Origin of the sequence: Mitsuokella sp. AF33-22 (assembly GCF_003475755.1) — a bacterium.
GTDB lineage: Bacteria > Bacillota > Negativicutes > Selenomonadales > Selenomonadaceae > Mitsuokella.
The window spans coordinates 11,321-35,664 of the sequence record NZ_QRQA01000004.1 but is presented as its reverse complement, the minus strand read 5'-3'; the positions used below and the strand labels follow the sequence as shown (position 1 = coordinate 35,664).

Genomic DNA, 24,344 nt, shown 5'->3' with positions numbered 1-24,344 from the left:
GCAGCGCGGAGAGGCGCAGGTAGTAGTCGAGCGGCTTCTCGGCATCCGGCGTGCGGCGGCCGAAGACGAAGCCGACACGGCCGATGAAGCTGTCGTAGTCATCGAGATGGACCTGCTTCTCGCGTGCCGTCGTGTAATGCGTGCTGCCGAGATGCCCGTAGACGAGCTGGGCCTGCGGCTCTATAAAGACGCCCTTATCATTGAGTTTCATCGTCTTGCCGTACTCGAGGCTCAGGCTTGCCGCACGCGTGCGGTAATTGGCCTGATCCGGGTACAAACCTGTCGCGTGGAGGTCCACATCATCGCGGCCCCACTTGGCCACGGCGTCCGTGTAGACGCCCGAATCGCCGAACCACGTGCCGTAGAGCCCCGCCGCCAGCGAATGATTGCTGCTCGTGCCGTAGTTGTAATGCGGCGAAGCAATCCCGCGCTCACCGAAGAAGCCGTAGAAGCTCTTGGGATTCGCCGCATAGTCATAGCCGAGCTGCAAAGCGTGGTAGCGGCTGTCATAGCCCGGACCGTCGAACTCGCCGCCGTACATGCGCGCCCAGATCCCCGACGCATCCTGCTTGTCCTTGAGGAACCGCAGCTCGCCCATGCGCTGGCGCAGCGTCTCGATATCCATGCGGTAGTCGCCATAAGCGTAGTCGGCCGCACCGATCAAGGGCTTCGTCCCCTTGTTGATGGTCTTTTCGAGCTTGGTCAGATACCACTGCGTCGCATCGGCATTCTCGACACCCATCACATCATGTACGTACGTACCGTTCTCAATCGTCGGCGTCACATCCCAGAGGCCGCCCTCATCGAGCGTCAGGCCGCTGAATGTCGCCTTGCCGCTCGCATCCGTGACAAGCAGCTGGTACTTCGTGCCCGTGACTTCATGGCCCGTCAGGAAGCTTTCGTCGTGGACCTGGATAAGACCTTTGGAGCCAGCAGAAGCATCGTTAATGTATACCTTATCCGCATGCAGATTGCCCGCCGTCTCGAGCTCATTCAGGTCGGACTTCATGCGGAAAACGCCATCTTTGCCGCTGTAGGTGCCGACATCGAGCCGCTGGAGCTTGGGATTGTAGGCCATATTGACCGTGCCGCCATTGTCGTGGTTCAGCGTCGTCACCTGGCTATTGTCCGTCATATCCCAGCGGGCGCCATTGGCTACAGTCAGCTCTGTATCGGCTAGCATGTTGCCTCCAGAAGCATTGCCACTTGCATCATTCACCTCTGCCGTTGCAGCCATCAAGCCATGCGTCGTCGCTGCATCAGGCTGGAATCCGTCAATGGTGGACTTGCCGCGAAGCAGGGAATCTGCTGTGTTGAGGTTGAGCTTGATGGAGCCATTGTCCGCCGATTCCAGATCACCAAGAATGACCTTGCGGCCCGCGCCCATGGCGGTAACAGAGCTGCCATCGCCGGTGCTGTAGATGGCGTTCTGGCTGCCCACAAGGGTCATACCACCAGCGAAGGTGATATGGCCTGCGTCATCCGCCTTGACCACATTGTTGATGATACGGCCGCTGCTGTTCCTGGCATGACTGTTCACTGTAAGAACAGCGCCGTCGCCAAGCTCAGCATCGGCATGGTTGAAAGAATGGAGCGCCGATACATCGGTGACCTTATCGGGGGCCGTAACAGAGATATGGGCGTTCTTCCCCACCGTAAGCATGGTATTTCCCTGAGAAAAGGTATATGCAGGATTATAGTTCGTGCCGTTGCGGATGCCTTCCACTGTGGGAGCCCCATCGCCGGTGAGGCTGGAAGCTTCTACGTCAACAGAAAGATTGTCACCAATGGTCATTGTTGCCGGAACTCCATTTTTCTTCTTCCCAGAATTACGATCAACACCAGTATTCCGGATACCTTCTGCGCTTTCATAATTATCAGCTTTAACCTGAACATGAAGATTCCTGCCAAAGGAAGAATCTGCCAGTATATTCCGCATGCCGCTGACAGCGGATCCTTTTGTTTCCTTGCTGGTATTTACAACAGATACAGAAACAGTGCTGTCATTTCCAAGGTTCATATGAGAGTTATTAAAGTTCCACATGCCGGTTGTAGTGTTTTTAGTTCCATCTCCGGTATAATCTATACAAACCCGCAGTCCATCACCAGCAGAAATCGTAGAACTGTCATAATTTACCATTCCGTAGATTGAAGAAGATTTTCCTCCGTTCTGAATAATGGATACAGCACCGTTCTTTCCGATCTTTACTGCTGAATTTGTATCTGAAAAAATTCCATATACAGTTTTTGCTGTTCCATTGTTAAGTATAATACCATTGTAATTATCATCATCAAGATTGACTGTTGAATCAGAAACGGAATAGATTCCCACAACAGTTCTTACTTCGCCCTGATTGACCTCAATACGATTGCTGCTGCTCTTGCCTAAATGGATCTTTATACTATCAGAAGCAACAGTTCCACCAAGCTGACTGCTGCTTCCTCCATTTTGAATGAGAGTGATATCTTCTCCTGCTCCCGTATTCACTTCTGAATTTCCATAGGAATAAATCCCATATGCTTCATATGTTGAGCTGTTATTAATGGTAATGTTCTCCTGATTCTTTTCACCAAGAGTAACGATTGAACTCTCCACAGCATATATTCCCGAGATTTCCGATGCTTTTCCGTCAGTTTGCGTAATCGACGTTTCCCCATGATTTCCAATATGCAGCTTGGAATTGGAGTCCACATTGATTCCATGAATAAATTGAACAGCACTGTTTGTCACAGTAATATGATTATGACTTTCGTCTTTTATGGAAATATCTGCAGTGTCTCTTTCTTTATCTTCTTCTGTAGGATTATATCCAGGATTAGTGAGTTTTTTCTGGTTCCAGCCAGAAAGATACAGCCCATAGGCAAAGTTATTGTTACACTTATCAACTGTTACCGTATTCGTTAAGCCTGTTCCAATTGTACCTTTCTTGGTATCTTGTATAAACATACCAAGAATATGGCCGTTACCATATTCTTTTTTCTCCTCAGCATTGCTATCTACCCCCTTCTTTATGGTTTCAACCGTCAGCCGATCTCCTATGGAAAAATCTGTCCTGGAAAGGAGTACGCCATCTGTGTTTATGCGCTGCGTTGGATTTTCCTGAGTAGGGGACTGCATGTGAAGTGTTGATTTCAGTTGGGCATCATCGCCCAATGTAAGGTGATTCTGCGTAAGCGCCGCTATCTGGTGATCCGAAGGATGATCGTGAAGACTTTCCAAGGCCCTGATTTGGGTTTCTCCCGTCTCATGATTCGCCACCGCTTCTACGGTGCTGGTAAAATGATTCCCAATACTCGTATCTCCATAAAAAAGCGAATAAAAACCTGATGCCTGATTTTGTTTAAAGTTTCCTGTATTCAGGGAGAGGGTCACATTATCCCCCACGGTCATATGACCAAAATGATTTTCCAGGGCAGCCGCATCGAGAAAAGCACCCGACTTTCCTTCCGGCGCATTGGCATGTACTGTAATAGTGGTTTGATCTCCCACATGCACCGAGGTAGGCGAAATATGGCCGTTATATGTATTGGTGTATGCATCATTGGCCGCATCCGATTCATCCGGAGTGCCATGATGGGTATCCACCCCTTCCAGGTAGATGCCAGAAGTATTGTAATACTTCCCGGCAGCATCCACTTTTACATTTAGCCCATTGGCTAGCTTTACCATGCCCGGATAGTTGTCCTGCACCCAGAGGCCGTTGGCTTCGCCCTGATTGGAAAAGGTGCCATGGATGGTTTTGGAATCCACCATTGTCACATCACCGGCAGTTTTGGCGGCAGAAGCGGCAATATCCACCACTGCCGGTTTTGTGCAGTTTTCTACATCGAAATCATCCGTCACCACCTGCCCCGGTTTGTCTATCGTCACCGGCTCAGCCGATGCAGCCGCCTGGGCCTCGGGCATGCCTGCCCACGAAAAAGAAGCCAGAGCGGAAAGTACGGCTGCCGTCAAAACGGCCGTCTTCCTCCTGCGGCTATGTACGCCCTTGCCATGCGTCTTGGCAAGCTCCGATACGACGACATACCCATTCCTGGCTTCACTGTATATAACCTGGAACACCTTGTTCATTTTGCACGCTCCTTACACAAATTTAATAGTGCAAAAAGGGTTCCATTAGCAATGCGATGGTACTATGCAATTATCGCCAACCTTGATTTGTTTCTGCTCCTTTCCAGATACTTCTTACATTCCAATACCAAAAACATGTCACTAACTTCATTCTCTTTTCGTCCAGAAATTATAACACTTATCAAAAAAAAATAGTACTAAAAATCGATACGCTCTTATCCACAGCCCTTAATGTGTGTTTAAAGCAAATTTAATTCCAAAGGCTTAAATTTTCTAAGAAATGCGCATCGATATGCCATCCAGCCTGTAATGACAACGGTTACGAGGGCTCCTTTCTCCTGGATGCTCCGGCATTCCGCGCTTCGCGCCCGTGCGCGGGGCTACGACGCTTGTGAGGACTTGCTGTCGAGGATTGTTCTTCCCCGCCCGTCCATGGACCTCTTCCACCGCTTCGCGGTCCCCCTTCTCCCTGCGGGGAGACGGCCTAGGGGCTCGTGCTGATGGCGTCCCCTTTGGGGAAGCTGTCAGCGAAGCTGACTGAAGGGGTGCCTGCTCGCAACAACTTGCCATTTCCATGTGAATCGAAATATGCACGAAACCTCGCCCATGGACCCCTTTCGGCCCTCCGGGCCACACCCGGGGATGCCACCGGCATCCCGCGCTTCGCGCCCCCGCACGCGGGGACGGCTGGGGGCTTGTGCAGATGGCGTCCCCTGGGGGGAAACTGTCAGCGAAGCTGACTGAAGGGGTGCCTGCTCGCAGCAACTTGCCATTTACTGTAAACCGAAATATGCGCGGAACCTCGCCCATGGACCCCTTCCACCGCTTACGCGGTCCCCCTTCCCCGTGCGCGGGCTACGACGCTTGTGAGAACTTGCAGTCACGTATTGTCTTTGCCCGTCCGACCAAAGACCTCTTCCGGCCCTTCGGGCCACCTTCTCTGTGCGCGGAGAAGGCTGGGGGCTTGTGCAGCTGGCGTCCCCATTGCCTTTCCCGTGCGCGGAGAAGGCAAAAAAAGAACCCGCGCGGGCGGGTTCTTGCAATGCAATATGGATTTTGATGCTGGTTATTTGAGCATCGCGAGCATGGTACCAGCTGCTACAGCGGTGCCGATAACGCCGGCAACGTTCGGACCCATGGCGTGCATCAGGAGATAGTTGCCGGGCTTTGCTTTCATGCCGACGACCTGGCTGACGCGGGCAGCCATCGGGACGGCGGAGACACCGGCCGAACCGATGAGCGGGTTGATCTTCCAGCCCGAAGCGCGGCACATGATCTTGCCGAAGATGACGCCGCCGGCCGTGCCGAAGATGAAGGCGACGAGGCCGAGGACGATGATGAGCAGCGTCTGCGGGACGAGGAACGTATCGGCGCTCATCGTCATGCCCGTACCAGTGGCCAGGAAGATCGTGACGATGTTGCACAGGGAATTCTGCGCCGTATCAGACAAACGATCCATGACGCCGGACTCACGGAAAATATTGCCGAGCATCAGCATGCCGAGCAGCGACGCGATAGGCGGCAGCAGCAGGCTGATGAGGATGGCGGAGACAATCGGGAAGCAGAGACGCTCAAACTTCGTGACAGGACGCAGCTGCTCCATGACAACCTCGCGTTCCTTCTGCGTCGTGAGGAGCTTCATGACAGGCGGCTGAATCAGCGGCACGAGGGACATGTAGGAGTAAGCGGCAACGGCGATGGCACCCAGGAGATGCGGAGCCATCTGGATGGTCAGGTAGATGGCCGTCGGGCCGTCTGCACCGCCGATGATACCGATGGCGCCGGCTTCCTGTACGTTAAAGCCGAGAAGCATGGCACCGACGAGGGCGACGAATACGCCGATCTGTGCCGCAGCACCCATGAGTAGCGTCGACGGGCGCGCAATCAGCGGGCCGAAGTCCGTCATGGCGCCAATGCCCAGGAAGATCAGCGGCGGGAAAATCTCGTTTGCGATGCCGTAATGGATGGCGAGCATCAGGCCCGGGTCCTCGAGGAAGCCCGTGCGCGGGAAGTTCGCGAGCACGCAGCCAAACGCAATCGGGCCGAGGAGCAGCGGCTCAAATTCCTTGACAATGGCGAGATACAGGAGCACGAGGCCCACGAGAATCATGATGCCATTGCCCATCGTGAAAGCCGAGAAGCCGCTGTCATTCCAGACGGCCTGCAGGGACACTGAAAATGCATTGATGAGTTCCATGAAAATCCCTCCCCTTCCTTCACATCAATGTGCGGCCGGCGACCATGTCGCGGCCCGACTGTTTCCAGCCATTGCGTTCAATCGGACGGATTGCACGAATCGCCTCGACTCCGTAGCCGTAGCTCGCGACAGCTGCCGCGATGACGGCGACGACCTCCGGCGGTATGCCGGGAGCGACAGGCTCCGGCTCGGGAGCGGGTGCCGCAGCGGCAGGCTGTGCCGGTGCGGGCTCCTTCTTTTCATGACGCACGGTGGGGTCGATCTTATGGATCAACTTGATGACGAATCCCAAGGCAATCAATATGAAGAAAACGACCGTCATATTGATCAGCATGATGATGAGCGGATTCGAAGTTACCGGTTGTGACATACAATCACCTCATTTATAAGATTATAAGGGCTAAAAATAGTTTACTTGTTCATTATAAATTATTTTTACTGAAAATTAAAGTATTTTCTTTGCATCGCAATCATACATTCAAGGCATAAATCGCGTTTGAACAAGAATAAACTATAAAAAAAGCACAGGAACAGACAATTCTTGTGGGGGAATCATTCATTCCTGTGCGATTTTTTGTATGCCTTAAAGCAAACCTGCAGCGCGAAGATCGTCGCGTGCCTGCGCGATGTAGACCTGGCGGAACGCCGGATACTCTCCGAGGCCGTGCAGGACAGATTCGACCGGGAAACCGGCGGCCTGCAGCCGCGACTGCCAGGAGTCCTTGTCCTCACCGGCCATGTCGCGCGTGACGTGGCGGCCGCCCGCGAGCAGCAGCGGGGCGAGCAGGATGCGCCCGGCCTCCGCGGCCGGCACGCGCCGGAGCCGCTGCAGCACGTCATCAAACGTCGGCCAGTCAGACGGCTCAAGCACGCCGATATGGATGGGCAGCCCTGCCTCGTCGACGACAGCCTGCAGACGCTCGTAGACGGGATTATGCTGATGCGGCGAGCCGTGGCCCAGCAGCACGAGCTGCGTGCCGGGTGCAACGGCGTGCGCGGCCTCTACGGCCCGCAGGCCGCGGATGTCGCATGCCGGACGTGCAAAGGCCGGCGCGCCGAGCAGCAGTGCCGCAAAATGCGAAGCGTATTGCGCGACAACCGTGCAGACCTTTTGCTCGTACTCTTCCCCCGGCGTCAGGTACGTCGGCTGCACGAAGACCGTATCATAACCTTCGCCTTCAAGGCGTGCGAGCGCCTCGGGCAGGGAATCGACCGATACGCCGCGCTCTGAAAGCTTTGCCTTGAGGAAGCGCGAGGTATAGGCCTGCCGTACCGTCCATGCCGGGAATGCCTGCCGGAAATCCTCCGCGAGCGCATCGAGCGAGCGCGCACGCGAGGCTTCCGCGAGCACGCCGAAGCTCACGAGCAGCAGCGCGCGTTTCATCAGCCCTGCTCCTTCTTGACGACATCAGCAATGGCATGGCAGATGCGGTCGAGCTGATCCTGGTCCGGGCCCTCTGCCATGACGCGGATCAAAGGTTCCGTACCCGAGGGACGCACGAGAATGCGGCCATTCTCGCCAAGTTCCCTGTCACCGGCGGCAATGGCTTCCTGGATAGCCGCATTGTCTTCCCAGCCCTCTTTCGTCGCGACCTTGACGTTAACGAGGAGCTGCGGATACGTCGTCATGAGCGCTGTGAGGTCCGATGCTTTGCGGCCGCTGCGCTTGAGCGAAGAAAGCACCTGCAGGGCCGTGATGAGGCCGTCGCCCGTCGTGCTGAAATCCGTAAAGATGATGTGACCGGACTGCTCGCCGCCGATTTTGTAGCCGTTCTTCAGCATGTTCTCGAGGACGTAGCGGTCGCCGACCTTCGTAATCTCGGCACGGCCGCCAGCCTTCTTGATGGCCTGATGGAAGCCGATGTTGGCCATAACCGTCGTGACGACCGTGTTGTACGGCAGCTTGCCCTCTTTCATCATGTCCATGGCGCACATGACGAGGATATGGTCGCCGTCGATGACCTGGCCCTTCTCGTCGACGCAGAGGCAGCGGTCCGCATCACCGTCGTGCGCGATGCCGAAGTCTGCGCCGTTCTCGAGCACGGCCTTCTGCAGGGACTCGAGGTGCGTCGAGCCGCAGCCGTCGTTGATGTTCGTGCCGTTCGGCAGCGCGTGGATGACCTTGACGTCGGCACCGAGGCGGCGCAGGATCTTCGGCATGGCCTCGTAAGCGGCGCCGTTGGCGCAGTCGAGTACGACCTTGACGCCGTCAAAGCGTTCCTTGCACGTGGAGAGCACGAACTCCATGTACTGGTTCAGGAGGTCCGTGCGGTACTCGATGTGGCCGATGTGGCGGCCCGTCGGGCGCGGCAGATTATCGTCCGTCTCTAGCTGGTGCACGATGGACTCGAGCTCGTCCTCAACGGAATCCGGCAGCTTGTAGCCGTCGCCGCCGAAGAACTTGATGCCGTTGTCGTGGAACGGGTTGTGCGAAGCCGAGATGACGATGCCGGCTTTGGCCTTGTGCTTGCGCGCGAGGTAAGCGATGGCCGGCGTCGGGATGATGCCCGCGAGCATTGCGCGGCCGCCTGCCGAGCAGATGCCTGCCGTCAGCGCGGATTCAAACATCTCGCCCGAGATGCGCGTATCGCGGCCGATGATGATGAGCGGCTGCTCCTCCGACTCTTTGCCGAAGTAGAGCGTCGCCGCGCGGCCGAGACGGTATGCCATCTCCGGCAGCAGCGTCTTGTTTGCCTCTCCGCGGACACCGTCCGTACCGAATAATCTTGCCATGTTATTCCCTCTCCTTATTTCCTTGTTATTTTTCTGGAATAGTGTTCTTAATCAGTATGCACATTTTTCGTCAAAAATGCAAGTGCGGCTTTCATGCCATCGACGGCGGCACTCATGATGCCGCCGGCATAACCGGCGCCCTCGCCCATCGGATAGAGGCCGGGCGTGCACGCTGCGACGAAGCTCTGGCGGTCGCGGCGGATGCGGCAGGGCGCCGACGAGCGCGTCTCGACGCCCGTCATGACGGCCCCGGCATCGGCAAAGCCCGGAATCTTGCGGTCAAACCAGGGCAGAGCGCCTGCGAGCGTCTTCGTGATGAAGTCCGGCAGGCAGCGGTGAAGATCCGCCGGACGCGTGCCCGGCGCGTACGTTGGCCGCGTCAAAAACTCGCGCGAGCCGCTCGTGCCCTTGAGGAAATCCCCCACGGTCTGCACGGGCGCATAGTAGTCGCGGCCGCCGAGATCGAAGGCCAGCCCCTCAAGCTCCTGCTGGAGCTTCATGCCCGCGAGCACGCCCGCGCCGAAATCCTCCGGCGTGACCTGCACGAGCAGCGCGCCGTTCGCAATGCCCGAATTGCGGCGGTAATTGCTCATGCCGTTCGTGACGACGCGCTGTTCCTCCGAAGCCGCCGCCACGACGAGGCCGCCGGGGCACATGCAGAAAGAATAGGCGCCGCGCCCCGTCACGGGGTCCTTGTACGTCAGCGCGTAATCGGCGACGGGCAGGCGCGGATTACCCGCGTCTTCTCCGTACTGCGCGCGGTCGATGAATTCCTGCGGATGCTCGATGCGCACGCCCATCGCAAAGGGCTTTGCCTCCATGGCGACGCCGCGCGAGAGAAGCATGCGGTACGTGTCGCGGGCCGAATGGCCGATACCGAGGAAGACGATGTCTGTCGGGATGCGTTCGTCATCGTTGACGATGACGGCCTCCACACCCTCTGCGCCGAGCTCGAGATCCGTGACGCGCGCGCCGAAGCGCACCTCGCCGCCGAGCCGGATGACTTCCTGTCGCAGATTCTTGACGACTGTGCGCAGGATGTCCGTGCCGATGTGCGGCTTGTGCAGGTAACGGATCTCCTCGGGTGCACCGGCCGCGACGAACGCCTCGATGACATCCTTCATATGCGGGTCGTTGATGCGCGTCGTGAGCTTGCCGTCCGAGAACGTGCCGGCACCGCCCTCGCCGAACTGGACATTCGACTGCGGATTGAGCGCACCGCCCTGCCAGAACTTCGCGATATCCGCATGGCGCGTGTCGACGTCATGGCCGCGCTCGAGCACGAGCGGCGAGAGTCCTGCACGCGCGAGCGTCAGGGCCGCGAACATGCCGGCCGGGCCGAAGCCCACGACGACAGGGCGGGATGCTCCGGGCTTCCCCGCCGGTACCGTTGCGGGACGAGACGGCTGCACCGCCTCCACATTGCGGTCGCGGCGCAGCCTCTGCAGGACCTTGCGCTCCTGCTTCTCACCGCCTGCGAGCGTGACATCGAGCACGTAAACAAACTGAATGGGTGCGCCATGGTATCTCCTGGCGTCGACAGCCTTACGCACAATTACCACCCCGGCAAGCTGCGGGGGTGGTAACATGATGCGTTTGGCTGCAAGGTTTTGCAGGCTCGTCTCCTCGTCGAAGGGGACGGCCAGATTGCGTATCCTAATCACTTGCAACTTCACTCCAATTATGCATGAACTTGTAACAATCCAATCACAGGGGCCGGAAGGTCACGTGGCCTTCTTCTTCGCCCGGATCTCGATATGGACCGTGACGGCGTGGTTCGTAACCGTCACGCCATCGGGCAGCACGAGCTGCACCGTCTTGTCGGCATTCTTCGTCAGGCCTGCCAGCGAAATCTTCTCCGTCTCGATGCTCGAGATCTTCGCGAGCATATCGTCGCGGCCGGCAATCTCGATCTTCGTAGGATCGACCCTGACCGTGCCGAGTTCATAGCCCTGCTCAAGATCGCTGCCGAGATCCGGCTGGATCGTGACGATCTTCTTCGTCAGGCCGCGGGCCAACTGCACGCTGACTTCCGCCGACGACGGATAGATGGTCACGCCGGCCACCTCGCGGCCGTCGCTGTTGATGGCTGTAAGCGGCACCTTGAGGCTGAAATCCTCGTTGTTGCCGGCGAGGCCCACGTAGCCGATCACGCGCGTCACATCGCGGATATCCGATTCCGCGCCTTCGATCGTCACCGTCTCAACCGACGGCGAGACGCGCGCGACTGTCGTGCCCGGTGCCGTCGACCCCGTGACGATGAATTCCGCATGGATCGTCTTTTGGATGATGCGGTCGAGCGTAAACGTAACGGTATCCGGCTTCGCCTCGACGAGCTCGAAGCCCTGCGGCAGTACCGTCTGCACCTTGACCTCGTGCTTGCCGGAGTCTAGGTTCGAGAGATCGACATACGCCTTGAAATCGCTGTCGGACGCCGAGACAAAGAGCGAGCGCGGGCCGCGGACCTTGAGCTTCACCGACGAAGTGTCCTTCGTGATCTTATAGCCCTCCGGCGCATTGATGACATCGAGCTGCACGGTATACGTGCTCTCGATGGCGGGATTCTGGTCGTTCATGACGTAGCCCCAGAGGATCAAGGCGACAACGAGAGCCAAGATCTTAGCCGGCAGATTGTGCTGCACGAGTCTGCGAAGTCTTGCTATCATTTCTTTTTCCTCCAGTTGCGTACCATGTCCTTGATGCCCTTCTGCGGCGAGGTGAAGGCCGGGCGCAGGATGTTCTTGAGCTTCTCGATATCGAGATGGCGCACCATGCGGCCGTTCTCGGCGACGGAAATCGTGCCCGTCTCCTCACTGACCACGACGACGAGCGCATCGCACTGCTCCGAAAGGCCGATGGCCGCGCGGTGACGCGTGCCGAGCTCCGTGGAAAGCGAGCGGTTCTCCGTCAGCGGCAGCAGACAGCCCGCCGCAATGAGACGCTTGCCGCGCACGACGGCCGCACCATCGTGCAGCGGCGTGTTCGGGATGAAAACGTTGAGCAGGAAATCCGCCGTGATGAGGCCGTCGATCTGGATGCCCGTCGCACTGATATCGTTGAGGCCCATGTTGCGCTCGATGACGATGAGCGCGCCGGTCTTGTTGACCGACATGACCTTGACGGCCTTTGCGAGCTCGTGCACGACGGAGCGCGCCTCCTCATCGTCGAGGAAAACCGACGGCCCCAGGAACTTGCCCTGGCCGAGGTGCTCGAGCGCGCGCCGGAGCTCCGGCTGGAACACGATGGGCAGGGCGACGAAGAGCAATGTCACGGCCTTCTGGAGCAGCCAGGAAATGACGTGGAGCTCGAGCCAGCTGCAGACGATCGTCACGCCCAGCAGCACGAGGATGCCCTTGACAAGCGTAATGGCCCGCGTGTCCTGGAGCATGACGTACACCTTGTAGAGAATGACGGCCACGATGATGATATCGAGGATGTCCATCGGCCCGATGGTTGAGATGATGCCATGAAATTGCAAGGGAAAAGGTAGTTCAAACGGCATAAGCATAGCTCCTACAAAAATAAATGAATGAAAAATGAATCCGAAAATATCTCTATTATAATGCTATTCTCGCCTCGGACAGCAATTTCCTTGTTACCGCTGAAATTTTTTAGTCACAAAAAGGCCCGCCTCAAAAGAAGCGGACCTCTGACTGCTGTGCAGAGCAGGATGATTATTTGATTTCGCGAATCCAGCCCTTTTCCGGTGCCTCGACCGTGCCGAGCTGAATGCCGCGCAGCGTGTTGTAGAGTTTCGTGAGCACAGGACCCATTTCCTGCATGCCGCTCGGGAATTCGATCGTCTCGCCATTGCCAACGACCTTGCCGACCGGGCAGATGACGGCAGCCGTGCCGCAGAGGCCGGCTTCGGCGAAGTCCTTGAGCTCCGTGAACTTGACCGGACGATGCTCGACCGTGTAGCCGAGGTGCTCCGCAATCGTGACGAGCGAACGGCGCGTGATGGACGGCAGGATGCTGTCGGATTTCGGCGTGACGAGCTTGCCGTCCTTCGTGACGAACAGGAAGTTTGCACCGCCCGTTTCCTCAACATAGGTGCGCGTTGCCGCATCGAGGTACATGTTTTCATCAAAGCCTCTCTGATGGGCGAGGATGTACGGATACAGGCTCATCGCGTAGTTCAGGCCGGCTTTGATGTTGCCCGTGCCGTGCGGGGCAGCGCGGTCGTAATCGCTGACGCAGATCGTGATTGGCTTGACGCCGTTCTTGAAGTAAGAACCAACCGGCGTGCCGAAGAGGCGGAACTGGTACTCGTCAGCCGGCTTAACGCCGATGACCGGGCCCGTGGCGAAGAGGTACGGACGCAGGTAGAGTGCGCCGCCCGACTCATACGGCGGGATCCAGTCCTTGTTGGCTGCGACGACCTGGTCGACGGCCTCGAGGAACATCTCCTCGGAAACCGGCGGCATCTCGAGGCGCTTGGCCGAATCGATCATGCGCTTTGCGTTCATATCCGGACGGAACGTGACCACGCGGCCGTCCTTCGTCTTGTAGGCCTTGAGACCCTCGAATACTTCCTGGCAGTACTGCAGGATACCGGCGCACTCGTTGAGCTGTACCGTCGGATCATCCGTCAGATGACCCTCACCCCATTTGCCATCCTTATAGTTCGCAACGTAACGCTGGGAAATCGGCTGATACGAGAACGTGAGCTTATCCCAATCCACATCAACTTTTGCCATTGAAAACTCCTCTTTTCTTCCGTGAAAGTATCTATATAATAGACCCGGCCTGTACAGTTTGTCAATAGGCCGGCAAAATAAAAGTATACAATATTCACCCAGCAGAAATCTTTGTCCTTATCACCTGTTACATGCGTCCATCTGCTGGCAGATTCTCAAGCTGCCTGCGCGCCTCGGGGAGAGCCTGCAGGATATCCGTCGCCACGAGGCCTTCGCACAGCCTTGCGTAGGCGAGATCGCCGGCCCGGCCGTGCAGGAAGGTCCCCACGAGCGGGGCCTGATCGCTGCCCGTCTGCTCGAGGAGGCCCGCGATTGTGCCGGCCAGGACATCTCCGGCACCGGCCGTCGCCATGCCGGGGTTGCCGACTGTCGTGAAGTAGACGCGCCCATCGGGGTACGCGACGAGCGTGCACTCGCTCTTGGCTACGAGAATGGCCCGGTATTCCTGCGCTGCCTCGCGCACAAACCCCAGGAGATCTTCCCGCAGGTCCGGCACCGTGAGGCCCGTGAGGCCGGCGAGTTCGCCGAGGTGCGGCGTGATGACGGGCGGCTGCGGGCATTTCGCGAGCTCCGCGCCGTGATCGCGGAAGGCGTAGAGTGCGTCAGCGTCGAGGACGAGCGGCTTGTCATACGCCATGGCAAAGGCGCGCACGAGCTCCATCGTCTGCGGCGCGCGCCCGAGCCCCGGCCCCATAAGCACGCCGTCGTAATCCCCGGCAAGTGCCAGCAGCTCGTCAAGCGCCCCTTCGCCGCCAAGTGCTCCACCCGTCTCCAACAGCGGCTTTGTCATGACCTCCGTGAGCTTCACGGCCAGAAGGGGCTGCAGGCTCGCCGGCACGGCCAGCGTCACGATGCCGCAGCCCGCGCGCAGAGCAGCCTGCGAGGCCATCGCGGCAGCCCCTGTCATGCCGCGCGAACCGGCCACGACGAGGATACGGCCGCACGTGCCCTTGTGCGCCGCACGGATGCGCGCCGGCAGCAGCGAAGTGGCAAGCCTTTCATCGAGCAGCTCCTGCCGCATGGCATCATCCGTGAGCAGGGGATACGGGATGCCGATGTCCGACACCGAAAGCTTGCCTGTATGGTCGGCGCCGGGACTCAGATAGTGGCCGGGTTTCGGCAGGCCGAGCGTCACCGTGCGTGCTGCCTCGATGGCCACGGATGCCACCTTGCCCGTGTCGGCCTCGACGCCACTCGCGATGTCGATGGCAAGAATCGGCTTGCCCGATGCATTGAGCATCGAGATGACCTCGCGCATCTTCTCGCGCGGCGCCCCGGCAAAGCCCGTGCCGAGCAGACCGTCGATGATGAGATCCGTGAAATGCAGCGAGAGGCGCAGCCGGTCCATGTCGCGCTTCTCCGTCAGCGTGTGCACCGCGATGCCCATCTGCGTGAGGACATCGCGCATCACGGCCGGCGAATGCTTGATGTGCTCGGGATTGCCGGCCAGGAACACCTTGACCGCCGCACCGCGGTTCGCGAGATACCGCGCCGCCGCGAATGCATCGCCGCCGTTGTTGCCGCTGCCCGCTGCGATGGAGATCTGCCGCCCCTTCACCGTGCCGAGCATCGCGATGGCCGCCTCGGCCACCTTGCCGCCGGCCGTCTCCATCAAGAGGAGCTCGGGCAAGCCGTACTCCTCGCCGGCACGCCGGTCGATCTCCCGCATTTCCTGTACGAGTGACAATTTCATGCTCATCCCTCCATCACGCATTGTGCCACCGCATACGACTCCGTATGGCTCAGTGACAGCCACACTTCCTTGATGCCGCGCTGCCGCGCGAGCTCGGCAAAGTAGCCATGCAGCTTCACGCGCGGCGCACCGAGTGCATCCGGTACGATCTCCACATCGAGCAGCGTGCCGCCGCGCAGCCCCGTGCCAAAGGCCTTGAGCACGGCCTCCTTGCCCGAGAAGCGTGCAGCAAAGCTCGCGGCTGCCTGCACGCCGCGTCCTTGGCAGTACTCCTGCTCCCCCTGTGTGTAGACGCGCGCGACAAACCGCTCCTTCGCGACGGCCTGACGAATCCGTTCAATCTCTATGATATCGGTCCCGATTCCTCGAATCAAGCAACCATCTCCTTCCTCTCTATACAGTGTTATATGTATTATTTCCCTGTTTCAAAAAGGTTTTCCTTCCCGAAAAAAAATTTATCTTTTTTACAATAATTTTTGGTTATACTATCATACATTCATCAAAAGTATGGTATAATGGCAGTAAATAAAAGAAGTTTATGCAGTTTATTCAATTCATAAAGAAAGAAGCGATCACATGGAACTAAGACAACTCGAATATTTCCAGATGGCCAGCCGTCTGCGCAATATTACCCGTGCGGCTGAACGCCTGCGTGTTTCTCAGCCGAACATCACCGTCGCCATCAAGAAACTAGAAGCTGAGCTTGGGATCCAGCTGTTTGACCGCAGCCAGAAGCAGCTCTCGCTGACACCGGAGGGCGCCGTCTTCCTCAACCGCGTCGAGCTCGCCCTGCGCAATATCCAGGATGCCGTACTCGAAGTCAACGACTACAAGCAGCTCCAGAAGGGCACAATCAAGATCGGCGTGCCACCGATGATGGGCGCCTACCTCTTCCCCCGCATCTTCTCGAGCTTCCAGCGCCGCTACTCGCACCTCGACATCTTCATGCATGAAGAAGCCTCGATGTCCATCCGCGAGCAGCTCGAGCGCGATGAACTCGACTTCGGCATTATCATCATCTCGGGTGCCTCCCACCATCTGCAGCTCCTGCCGATGTCGAAGAACCAGATCCTCTGCTGCGTGCCGGAGGAAAGCCCGCTCGCAAGCAAGAAGAGCATCTCGCTGCAGGATGTCGCCGACTCGAAGATCGTCATGCTCAAGGAAGGCTCGTTCCTGCGCCAGACCATCCTCGGCAAGATGAAAGAAGCCAACATCACGCCGAATATCGTGCTCGAATCCAATCAGATCGTCACGCTCAAGGGTCTTGTCGCGAGCGGCGTCGGCATCACGTTCCTGCTCGACATGGTTGTCGGCAATACGCCGGGCATGAAGGCCATCCCGCTCGCCGATCCGCTCTTCGTCGATGTCGGCCTGGCCTGGAAGAAGGACCGCTACATCTCGAAGGCCGCGCAGTCCTTCATCGATTTCTGCAAGGACCTGCTCAAGCAGAACCACGGTTCCGCTGTCTGACCGGGTCTTTCTCCATCATCCCGTTTTTTCGACACGTAAAATGGTCATCCCGCCCCGCAGGCAGGATGACCATTTTTCTTTCTTATATATGCGTATATGAAGATGCGTCACGTCATGTTCAGCGCTGCAGGATTTCGAGGATTGCCTCACCGATGTCCTGCGTCTTCGCCTGGCCGCCGAGATCCGGCGTCAGCGTCTTCTTCTCGACGAGCAGCGTCTCGATGGCTGCGAGGACGCGCCTGCCCCACTCCGGCTTGCCGAAGAAATCGAGCATCTGGCTGATGGACCAGATGCTGGCCAGCGGATTCGCGATGCCCTTGCCGGCGATATCCGGCGCACTGCCGTGGATGGGCTCGAACATCGACGGGTACTTGCGCTCCGGGTTGAGGTTCGCACCGGCCGCCAGGCCCATGCCGCCCGCGATAGCCGCGCCGAGATCCGTCAGGATGTCGCCGAACAGATTGCTCGTGACGACGACCTCGAAGCGCTTGGGGTTCTTGACGAACATCATGCTCGCGGCATCGACGAGCAGCTTGTGCGTCTCAACGTCCGGATACTCCTTGCCGAGCTCGGCGAAAATCTCATCCCAGAACACCATCGAATACCCGAGTGCATTGCCCTTGGAGATGGAGGTCAGCGTCTTGTGCTCGCGGCGCGCGAGTTCATACGCGTAGCGCATGATGCGCTCACAGCCTCTGCGCGAGAAAACGCCCGTCTGCAGGGCGATTTCCTGCGGCGTACCCGGATAGAGGCGCGCGCCGACGTCGGCATACTCGCCCTCGCTGTTCTCACGGATGACGACCATATCGATGTCCTCGCGCTTGACGCCTGCGAGCGGACACGGCGCGCCCTCGAGCAGCTTTACCGGACGCAGGTTGACGTATTCATCGAAGCCGCGGCGGATCTTCAGGAGCAGCTGCCCCAGCGAGACGTTGTCAGGCACACCAGGATAACCGACGGCACCGAGGTAAATGGCATCAAAGGCCTTGAGCTTCTCGAGCCCATCCTCATCCATCATCCTGCCCGTCCGCAGGTAATACTCGCAGCCCCAGGGGAAATCGGTGAATTCGACGGCGAAGCTGCCGTCCATGGCGGCAATGCCGGAGAGGACTTTCTTGCCTTCCGCGATGACCTCAGGGCCGATGCCATCGCCGGCGATCACGGCAATCTTGAATTTTTCCATGAAAAACACTCCTTTTTCAAGTGATCCGGATGGATATGGAAAAAGCGGCTTCCAGAAGGAAACCGCTCAAAAAGCTGGTGAACGCTTACATGACGATATGCGCCATGACAAAGCCGGCACAGCAGCCCGTGATGACACCGATGAGGCCCGGGATCATGAAGCTGTGGTTCAGGATGTACTTGCCGATGCGCGTCGTACCCGAGCGGTCAAAGCCGATGCAGGCCAGATCGGAAGGATACGTCGGCAGGAAGAAGTAACCGTAGCAGGCCGAGATGAACGACATGATGAGGACAGGGTCCATGCCGACATTGAGGGCCAGCGGCATGACGATGGCGATGGCCGCAGCCTGCGAGTTAACGAGTTTCGACGTCAGGAAGGCGAAGATGGCATAAGCCCACGGATACGCCTGTACGGCGACGCCGAGCCACTCCTTGAGGATCGTCATGTGGTTGGAGAAATACGTATCTGCCATCCAGGCAACGCCGTATACGGAAACGAGTGCGACGATACCGGAGCGGAATACCTGGCTGTTGCCGACATCCTTGGCCTTGATTTTGCAGAAGATCAGGATCATGGCGGCGACGAAGAGCATGACCATCTGGATGACATCCGTCATCGAAATGGCCTTCATGACGCCCTTGGCGTTCGGGAAATGCGGCAGGAGCGACGGGAAATTACCGAGGCAGGCGATGACGAGGATGCCGAGGAAGAAGATGTACATGGCATGGTAATAGGACTTCGGCAGTTCCTTGCCCTGCAGCGTCTCGGACTCGCCGTAGACGTACTCTTTGTTCTCCGGATCCTTGATGAATTCCTGGAAGCGCGGATCCTTGTCGAGATCTTTGCCGCGGCGGTACGACCAGAGGGCAGCGCAGAGGACGCCGACGAACGTGGCCGGGATGGAAACCGCGAGGATCTGCAGAACCGTGTACTCATAGCCGGCAGCGGCCATGAAGCCGACGATGGAGACGACGGCAACCGAAACCGGCGAAGCGCAGATACCCATCTGCGAAGCGACGGAAGCGACGGCCATCGGGCGCTCCGGACGGATGTTCTGCTTGATGGCGATATCATAGATGATCGGGAACATCGTGTAGACGACGTGGCCCGTGCCGCAGAGCACCGTCAGGAACCAGGTCGTGATCGGCGCGAGAATCGTGATCTGCTTCGGGTTGTTGCGCAGGAATTTCTCCGCGTACTTCAGCATGACCGTGAGGCCGCCCGAAGTCTGCAGGAAGCCGGCGCAGGTGACGACGGCGAGGATCGTAAGCATGACGCCGATTGGCGGCACGCCTGGCTTATAGCCAAAGACAAACGTAAAGATGACCAGACCGATACCGCTGATGACAGCCAGGCCGATGCCGCCGTGACGCACACCGAAGACCAGGCAGGCCAACAGGACGATAAGACCAAGTAGCATTTCCAAAATGAACTCCCCTTCCTTAGAAATGACCTTGATGATAAATAAGATAAATGAAAAAATACCCCATGGCTGAACGGCAGCCTGCCGAGCAGGCATAAGTCAAACGCAAACAATCGTTTCTTTTGGATTGATTGCATTTGCTTTATAAGATTCGCTGCCGCTTGACGAAATCCTGCTCGCAAAGAAAAAAGAATTCGAACGAACCGTCTTCGTCAGAGCCTCGTATATTATACAACATAATGAAAGCATAAGTAAATACTATTTATTATAAAATATTTAGATGATAAATAGCAGATATTATAATATGACTGCCATTAATCACCCCATTTTTTTTTTCATTTTCTTCACTTCCCTATTTGAAACGGCATACCAATGTGTTATAATATGCTAAAAAGTTATATTGATAACGATTCTAACAATTCGATAGGAGGATTTTCATTCATGGCAACCATTAATGATAACTATCTGAAACTCCCTGGCAGCTATCTCTTCGCTGAGATTGCACGCCGCGTCGCTGCATATAAGGAAGCACATCCGGAAGCGGACATCATCCGCCTCGGCATCGGCGATGTCACACAGCCGCTGCCGCAGGCCTGCATCGAGGCCATGCACAGGGCCGTCGACGATCAGGCCAAGGCCGAGACGTTCCACGGCTACGGCCCGGAACAGGGCTACTCCTTCCTGACGGAAGCCATCATCAAGAACAACTACACGGACCGCGGCATCGAGATCGCACCCGATGAGATTTTTGTCAGCGACGGCTCCAAGAGCGACTGCGGCAACATCCAGGAGATCTTCGGCCTCGCCAACAAGGTCGCCATCACGGACCCGGTATACCCGGTATACCTCGATACGAATGTCATGGCCGGCCGCACGGGCGAGCTCCAGAAGGACGGTCACTTCGAGGGCGTCGTTTACCTGCCCTGCACGGCGGAGAACAACTTCGCTCCGGCCCTGCCAAAAGAGCACGTCGATATGCTTTACCTCTGCTGCCCGAACAACCCGACGGGCACGACGCTCTCGCGCGAAGAGCTGACGAAGTGGGTCAACTACGCCAAGGAAAATGAGACGGTCATCCTCTTTGATGCCGCCTATGCTGCTTACATCACGGAAGATGATGTGCCGCGTTCCATCTACGAGATCCCGGGTGCCAAGGATGTTGCCATCGAGTTCCGTTCCTTCTCCAAGACGGCCGGCTTCACGGGCACGCGCTGCGGCTACACGATCATCCCGAAGACGGTCAAGGGCCGCGCAGCCGACGGTTCGCTCGTATCGTTCAACAAGCTCTGGAACCGCCGCCATACGACGAAGTTCAACGGCACGGCCTATATCGTGCAGCGCGGTGCTGCCGCCATCTACACGGAAGAGGGCAAGAAGCAGGTCAAGGAGCTCGTTTCCTATTATATGGAAAATGCCCGCGTGATCCGCAAGGGTCTCAAGGCCGCCGGCCTCGAGGCATACGGCGGCGTCAACGCCCCGTACATCTGGCTCAAGACCCCGAACAACATGAGCTCGTGGGATTTCTTCGACAAGCTGCTGACGGAAGCCAACATCGTCGGCACGCCGGGCGCCGGCTTCGGCCCCTGCGGCGAAGGCTATTTCCGTCTCACGGCCTTCGGCAGCCACGAGAACACGAAGCGCGCCGTAGCCCGCTTCGCCAAGCTCAAATTCTAAGCAGCCATAAGGCAAAAAAATGCTGTCCCGAATGGGCAATGTCATTAAGTTAAGGCTTTTTGGCATCGAAAACCACCCTACGACGATTTTTTCGAAAAGTAGGGTGGCTTTTTTATTGAAAAATGACCATGTTTTGTCCATCAGGCACGGGCACAAAGGGCAGCCTCCGTTTCGGGAGACTGCCCTTTGGTATGGGATATGATTTATTTGGTGGCGGGACTAAGGGAATCCAGCCTTGCGGTCAGAGCTTCCATCCGGGAATTCATCTCAGCAAGTTGCTCTTTTAGAGCAATGTTCTCCTGCTTGACAGTTTTCATATTGCCAGACATCTCGGAAAGTGCATTCTTCAGCTCCTCATCCGTCATTCCATCGAATCCAGATACCTCACCGAACCGCTGAGAGTATCCGAAGCCGACCATGTTGTCATTAGCACCGATGGAACCCGAGAAGTTGATCATCGACTTGGAATCAGGGCGATAGAACACGCCAGCCAATCGTGCCGCTGACGGGGCTCATCATTGTGCTTATAAGGTTACTCGCTCGTGGTTGAAGGAGTCTTTCAGTGCTGCCAGCTTCGTATAGTACGAACGATATGATTCAGAAACAGCTACGCCATCCTCTGTATTGGCAGGTACAGGGATGAGGATGTCCTTGTATCTATCACCAACATCCTCCCTATTGGTCTGCATGAAGATGATTCGCTTCCACTCGTCTTTCACTGGCTGCAAATCCAAAGCCCACATCAGATAGAAATTGTCGAAGTCGGCCTTTTCTCCTACTGTGAATATCAGGACTTCCTTCGTGATGACGACATCGACCTGCTGGGGAAGGAGCATGACAGGCTCGCCGATGTTGCTACTGGCACGGCTGGGAGTGATAACGGAGTACGGCTGCAATCCGCTTGTATCGCCATGCCACATGCGTTGTGCCACTCCATACGGCACGAGGTTCGTGCTGTTGACGTTGACAAGCCCTGCACGAAGGTCAGATACCTTGATATAGGGTATTCCACCGTTACGGACATCCGCTGATGGGCTGCCATGCCCTATGCGGACATTGACTTTGCCCTGTTCGATGAGCGTGCCGATTCGCTCCAGCTTGAACCTAGGCAGTTTCTGGCTGACAAGGCGTCGGATGGTCGCCTCGGTCGAACGGTTGCAATACTGGGGAACACCAAGATAGTCTGCTCCATCCATCTTGACAAACCCAGAGGTGTCAGTATCTCTGCCCTCCAGCATGGAGACTACATCTGCCAATGCACGGTCATCGATTTCCTTGCCACGATTACCGTCTTCGTCTACAACGTACAGGTCATAACCATCTTTGTTGATGCCGATAGTAGGGGCGAAGGAGACCCAGCACTCGCCGTTCCTGAACCACTTGGGAACATGGACGGAGACAGTAGGCTTGCCAACCTTCTGCAACACATAGAAATTGGTCTTGGCACGGCAGAACTCCTGAAAAGCCTCCATAGGGATGTTCATCACGCCTCGCAGGATGAACCGCTCCTTGAGCCACTTGCGGAACCATGTGTAGGATTTCGAGAAGAAATAGGTCTCAGGCAGGACGATGCCGAGACGCCCGCCCTTCTTCAGCAAGCGGTAGGCGAGCTCGACGAATACGATGCCAATCTCGGTGCTGGCGTAGTTCTCGCTGTCGTCACCTCCAGGGGTGTGCCTGCATATCGTGTATTGGCCCAGCCTGGCATCACTGGCTGATATGCGTAGCTGCTTTCCGAACGGCGGATTCGTAACTACGACCGTGAAACTTTCCTCGTTCATGGCTTCCAGCTTCATGGTAGGGTATTCCGAATCCCATTTCGCTGTGCGGATGGAGTCACCGATATACACATGGGCAGAGCCATCTCCGATAGCCACCATGAGGGCCCTCGTGAGCTTCACGTTTATGGAATCCCTGTCTATTCCGAACAACCTGTCATGCGCCCATGTGCGGGCTTCGGGCTGGCTGCCCATATCGTCGCCATAGCACTTCGATGTAGCCTCGTAAGCCTTGTAGAGGAATCCGCCTGTCCCGCAGGCGGGGTCGATGACCTTGTCCCTGTCGTCGATGCAGAGCATCCTGATACCGGCCTCGATGACCCTGTGATGCGTGAAATACTGTCCGTCGCCGATTTTGAGATTGGCGGTACGGAAAATCTGGAACGCTTTAGAAAATGCAGTGTGGGAAGACTTGTTGAAATTGAACCCCTGCATCTCCGAAACAGCCCAGTGAATCGTCCAGTCGTTCAGCCGGATAACGTCGGCATCATCAGTGAGGAACAGCTCCGGTCGCAATGATTTGTAGTCCTGATACAGCTCGTTGATGGCGGCCGCTGTTGCTTCTACCGTCTCCCGTATCTGGAACGTCAGGGGTTCGTCCTTGTGCGAGATGCCTCTCTTATCTGATTCAAGTTTGACGATGAGCAGGCTGGCAATCTCGTTCAGACGCTGCTCGGGGCGTGTCGCAACCGAGTCGCTGGCAGCTATCGTGTCCAGCAGGCGCAAGAAGAGCATGGAAAGCTGCGCGGCGTTGGGAGTGTCCAGGTCGTTGTATGTCAGCGGTTCCTTGCCAGCCCGGCGCAGGTTGTCGCTGGGTTTCGGCAGGGAAGCCCCTTTTGCGACCTCGTAGGTTCCGTCAGCAAGTTTATAAACAAGGGCAGTGTCCTCGCTGTTCGTCCAGAAGCCGAAGCGGCATCTGGGCTCAAGCCCCATATATGTCTCAAGCTGGGTTACGCCAGCTTCTACATCAGGTTTCTTGCACTCGATAATACCAAATAGGTGGTCATACTCACCGGCATGCTCTATGCTGTCAAAGATAGCTATGTCAACCGGGAAGTAATCGAACGAACGTCCCATCTCCCTTTTCGTCGCCTCGGAAGGAGTTTTTGGAACCCTCCATTCGGTATCAGCGGAATCCGCTGACGGGCAGATAATCTGCTTCCTGTTCCAGCCAGCCTTAATCAGTGCTTTCAGCGTAGGGATGCGTGTACGCTCGTGCTCCGGACCTTTCTTTGCCATCGGTCAGCCACTTCCTCTCAAAGTAGATATTCTGGTATCAGTATATCATGGAAACTTGAGCTGCTCAAGTTTCCATGATCGTAACTACCAAAGATACCATGAGAGAATCTGTTGCTGCCAGAGTTGCAGATGAGATGTACCAAGGCGCATTACCGTATGCCGATAGCGGGCTTACAGTCACG

At 57.0% G+C, this 24,344-nt stretch carries 17 protein-coding genes and 1 pseudogene; 2 read left to right on the top strand and 16 right to left on the bottom strand.

The annotated features are described in order from the left end of the window. The 12 genes and pseudogenes from DWZ54_RS11980 to acpS form a co-directional block, all read right to left on the bottom strand. Positions 1–1,795 (bottom strand): autotransporter outer membrane beta-barrel domain-containing protein (locus DWZ54_RS11980; protein WP_233541602.1); only part of this gene is annotated, 1,795 nt, incomplete at its 3' end. Between the two features lie 2,190 nt (positions 1,796–3,985). Further along, a pseudogene (locus tag DWZ54_RS12125) lies at positions 3,986–4,072 on the bottom strand (ESPR domain-containing protein); the annotation flags it as partial. 1,066 nt (positions 4,073–5,138) lie between these two features. Further along, positions 5,139–6,269 (bottom strand): sodium ion-translocating decarboxylase subunit beta, encoded by a 1,131-nt coding sequence (locus DWZ54_RS03325; protein WP_118474500.1) that lies wholly within the window; start codon positions 6,267–6,269, stop codon positions 5,139–5,141. Positions 6,270–6,288: 19 nt separating this feature from the next. Further along, positions 6,289–6,639, bottom strand: coding sequence for an OadG family protein (locus tag DWZ54_RS03320; protein WP_118474499.1), 351 nt, complete (start codon positions 6,637–6,639; stop codon positions 6,289–6,291). Positions 6,640–6,852: 213 nt separating this feature from the next. Then, positions 6,853–7,653, bottom strand: a complete 801-nt coding sequence (locus DWZ54_RS03315) for a sirohydrochlorin cobaltochelatase (RefSeq protein WP_118474498.1) — start codon at positions 7,651–7,653, stop codon at positions 6,853–6,855. Beyond that, positions 7,653–9,002: a phosphoglucosamine mutase gene (gene glmM / locus DWZ54_RS03310; RefSeq protein ID WP_118474497.1), complete on the bottom strand. Its 1,350-nt coding sequence runs from the start codon at positions 9,000–9,002 to the stop codon at positions 7,653–7,655. Before glmM ends, DWZ54_RS03315 begins: the two co-directional genes overlap by 1 nt. A 47-nt stretch (positions 9,003–9,049) precedes the next feature. Further along, positions 9,050–10,666 carry an NAD(P)/FAD-dependent oxidoreductase gene (locus DWZ54_RS03305; protein WP_118474496.1) on the bottom strand — a complete coding sequence of 539 codons (1,617 nt, stop codon included), beginning with the start codon at positions 10,664–10,666 and terminating at the stop codon, positions 9,050–9,052. A gap of 60 nt (positions 10,667–10,726) precedes the next feature. After that, on the bottom strand, positions 10,727–11,668 hold the full coding sequence (locus DWZ54_RS03300) for a YbbR-like domain-containing protein (RefSeq protein ID WP_118474495.1): 942 nt from the start codon (positions 11,666–11,668) through the stop codon (positions 10,727–10,729). Further along, positions 11,665–12,504, bottom strand: coding sequence for a diadenylate cyclase CdaA (cdaA, locus tag DWZ54_RS03295; RefSeq protein WP_118474494.1), 840 nt, complete (start codon positions 12,502–12,504; stop codon positions 11,665–11,667). Before cdaA ends, DWZ54_RS03300 begins: the two co-directional genes overlap by 4 nt. Before the next feature lie 172 nt (positions 12,505–12,676). Continuing rightward, positions 12,677–13,759, bottom strand: a complete 1,083-nt coding sequence (locus tag DWZ54_RS03290) for a branched-chain amino acid aminotransferase (RefSeq protein ID WP_255418095.1) — start codon at positions 13,757–13,759, stop codon at positions 12,677–12,679. 70 nt (positions 13,760–13,829) lie between these two features. Continuing rightward, positions 13,830–15,395 carry an NAD(P)H-hydrate dehydratase gene (locus tag DWZ54_RS03285; RefSeq protein WP_118474493.1) on the bottom strand — a complete coding sequence of 522 codons (1,566 nt, stop codon included), beginning with the start codon at positions 15,393–15,395 and terminating at the stop codon, positions 13,830–13,832. A gap of 2 nt (positions 15,396–15,397) precedes the next feature. Then, complete coding sequence (gene acpS / locus DWZ54_RS03280) at positions 15,398–15,769, bottom strand: holo-ACP synthase (protein ID WP_118474492.1); 372 nt, start codon at positions 15,767–15,769, stop codon at positions 15,398–15,400. A 202-nt stretch (positions 15,770–15,971) separates the two neighbouring features. Here acpS and DWZ54_RS03275 point away from each other — a divergent pair, with 202 nt between their 5' ends. After that, positions 15,972–16,865 carry a LysR family transcriptional regulator gene (locus tag DWZ54_RS03275; RefSeq protein ID WP_118014449.1) on the top strand — a complete coding sequence of 298 codons (894 nt, stop codon included), beginning with the start codon at positions 15,972–15,974 and terminating at the stop codon, positions 16,863–16,865. Between the two features lie 118 nt (positions 16,866–16,983). Here the strand turns inward: DWZ54_RS03275 and DWZ54_RS03270 are convergent, their stop codons facing one another. Further along, positions 16,984–18,048, bottom strand: a complete 1,065-nt coding sequence (locus tag DWZ54_RS03270) for a tartrate dehydrogenase (RefSeq protein ID WP_118474491.1) — start codon at positions 18,046–18,048, stop codon at positions 16,984–16,986. An 85-nt stretch (positions 18,049–18,133) separates the two neighbouring features. Continuing rightward, the gene (locus tag DWZ54_RS03265; protein WP_118014453.1) at positions 18,134–19,474 is read right to left on the bottom strand and encodes an anaerobic C4-dicarboxylate transporter; all 1,341 of its coding nucleotides are present in this window, start codon (positions 19,472–19,474) and stop codon (positions 18,134–18,136) included. A gap of 438 nt (positions 19,475–19,912) precedes the next feature. Between DWZ54_RS03265 and DWZ54_RS03260 the strand changes: the two genes are divergently transcribed. Continuing rightward, positions 19,913–21,145 (top strand): LL-diaminopimelate aminotransferase, encoded by a 1,233-nt coding sequence (locus tag DWZ54_RS03260; protein ID WP_118474490.1) that lies wholly within the window; start codon positions 19,913–19,915, stop codon positions 21,143–21,145. A 203-nt stretch (positions 21,146–21,348) separates the two neighbouring features. On the opposite strand, the gene DWZ54_RS03250 is transcribed toward DWZ54_RS03260, so the two are convergent. Further along, positions 21,349–21,639 (bottom strand): hypothetical protein, encoded by a 291-nt coding sequence (locus tag DWZ54_RS03250; RefSeq protein WP_118474488.1) that lies wholly within the window; start codon positions 21,637–21,639, stop codon positions 21,349–21,351. Between the two features lie 30 nt (positions 21,640–21,669). Further along, positions 21,670–24,162: a class I SAM-dependent DNA methyltransferase gene (locus DWZ54_RS03245; protein ID WP_118474487.1), complete on the bottom strand. Its 2,493-nt coding sequence runs from the start codon at positions 24,160–24,162 to the stop codon at positions 21,670–21,672. Between the last annotated feature and the right edge of the window lie 182 nt (positions 24,163–24,344).

Excerpts from the sequence above, each read along its gene's own strand:
- DWZ54_RS03320 (WP_118474499.1), bottom strand. The coding sequence starts at position 6,639 with ATGTCACAACCGGTAACTTCGAATCCGCTCATCATCATGCTGATCAAT.
- DWZ54_RS03275 (WP_118014449.1), top strand. The coding sequence starts at position 15,972 with ATGGAACTAAGACAACTCGAATATTTCCAGATGGCCAGCCGTCTGCGC.
- DWZ54_RS03325 (WP_118474500.1), bottom strand. The coding sequence starts at position 6,269 with ATGGAACTCATCAATGCATTTTCAGTGTCCCTGCAGGCCGTCTGGAAT.
- DWZ54_RS03260 (WP_118474490.1), top strand. The coding sequence starts at position 19,913 with ATGGCAACCATTAATGATAACTATCTGAAACTCCCTGGCAGCTATCTC.
- DWZ54_RS03315 (WP_118474498.1), bottom strand. The coding sequence starts at position 7,653 with ATGAAACGCGCGCTGCTGCTCGTGAGCTTCGGCGTGCTCGCGGAAGCC.
- DWZ54_RS03300 (WP_118474495.1), bottom strand. The coding sequence starts at position 11,668 with ATGATAGCAAGACTTCGCAGACTCGTGCAGCACAATCTGCCGGCTAAG.
- cdaA (WP_118474494.1), bottom strand. The coding sequence starts at position 12,504 with ATGCCGTTTGAACTACCTTTTCCCTTGCAATTTCATGGCATCATCTCA.
- DWZ54_RS03270 (WP_118474491.1), bottom strand. The coding sequence starts at position 18,048 with ATGGAAAAATTCAAGATTGCCGTGATCGCCGGCGATGGCATCGGCCCT.
- DWZ54_RS03245 (WP_118474487.1), bottom strand. The coding sequence starts at position 24,162 with ATGGCAAAGAAAGGTCCGGAGCACGAGCGTACACGCATCCCTACGCTG.
- DWZ54_RS03285 (WP_118474493.1), bottom strand. The coding sequence starts at position 15,395 with ATGAAATTGTCACTCGTACAGGAAATGCGGGAGATCGACCGGCGTGCC.
- glmM (WP_118474497.1), bottom strand. The coding sequence starts at position 9,002 with ATGGCAAGATTATTCGGTACGGACGGTGTCCGCGGAGAGGCAAACAAG.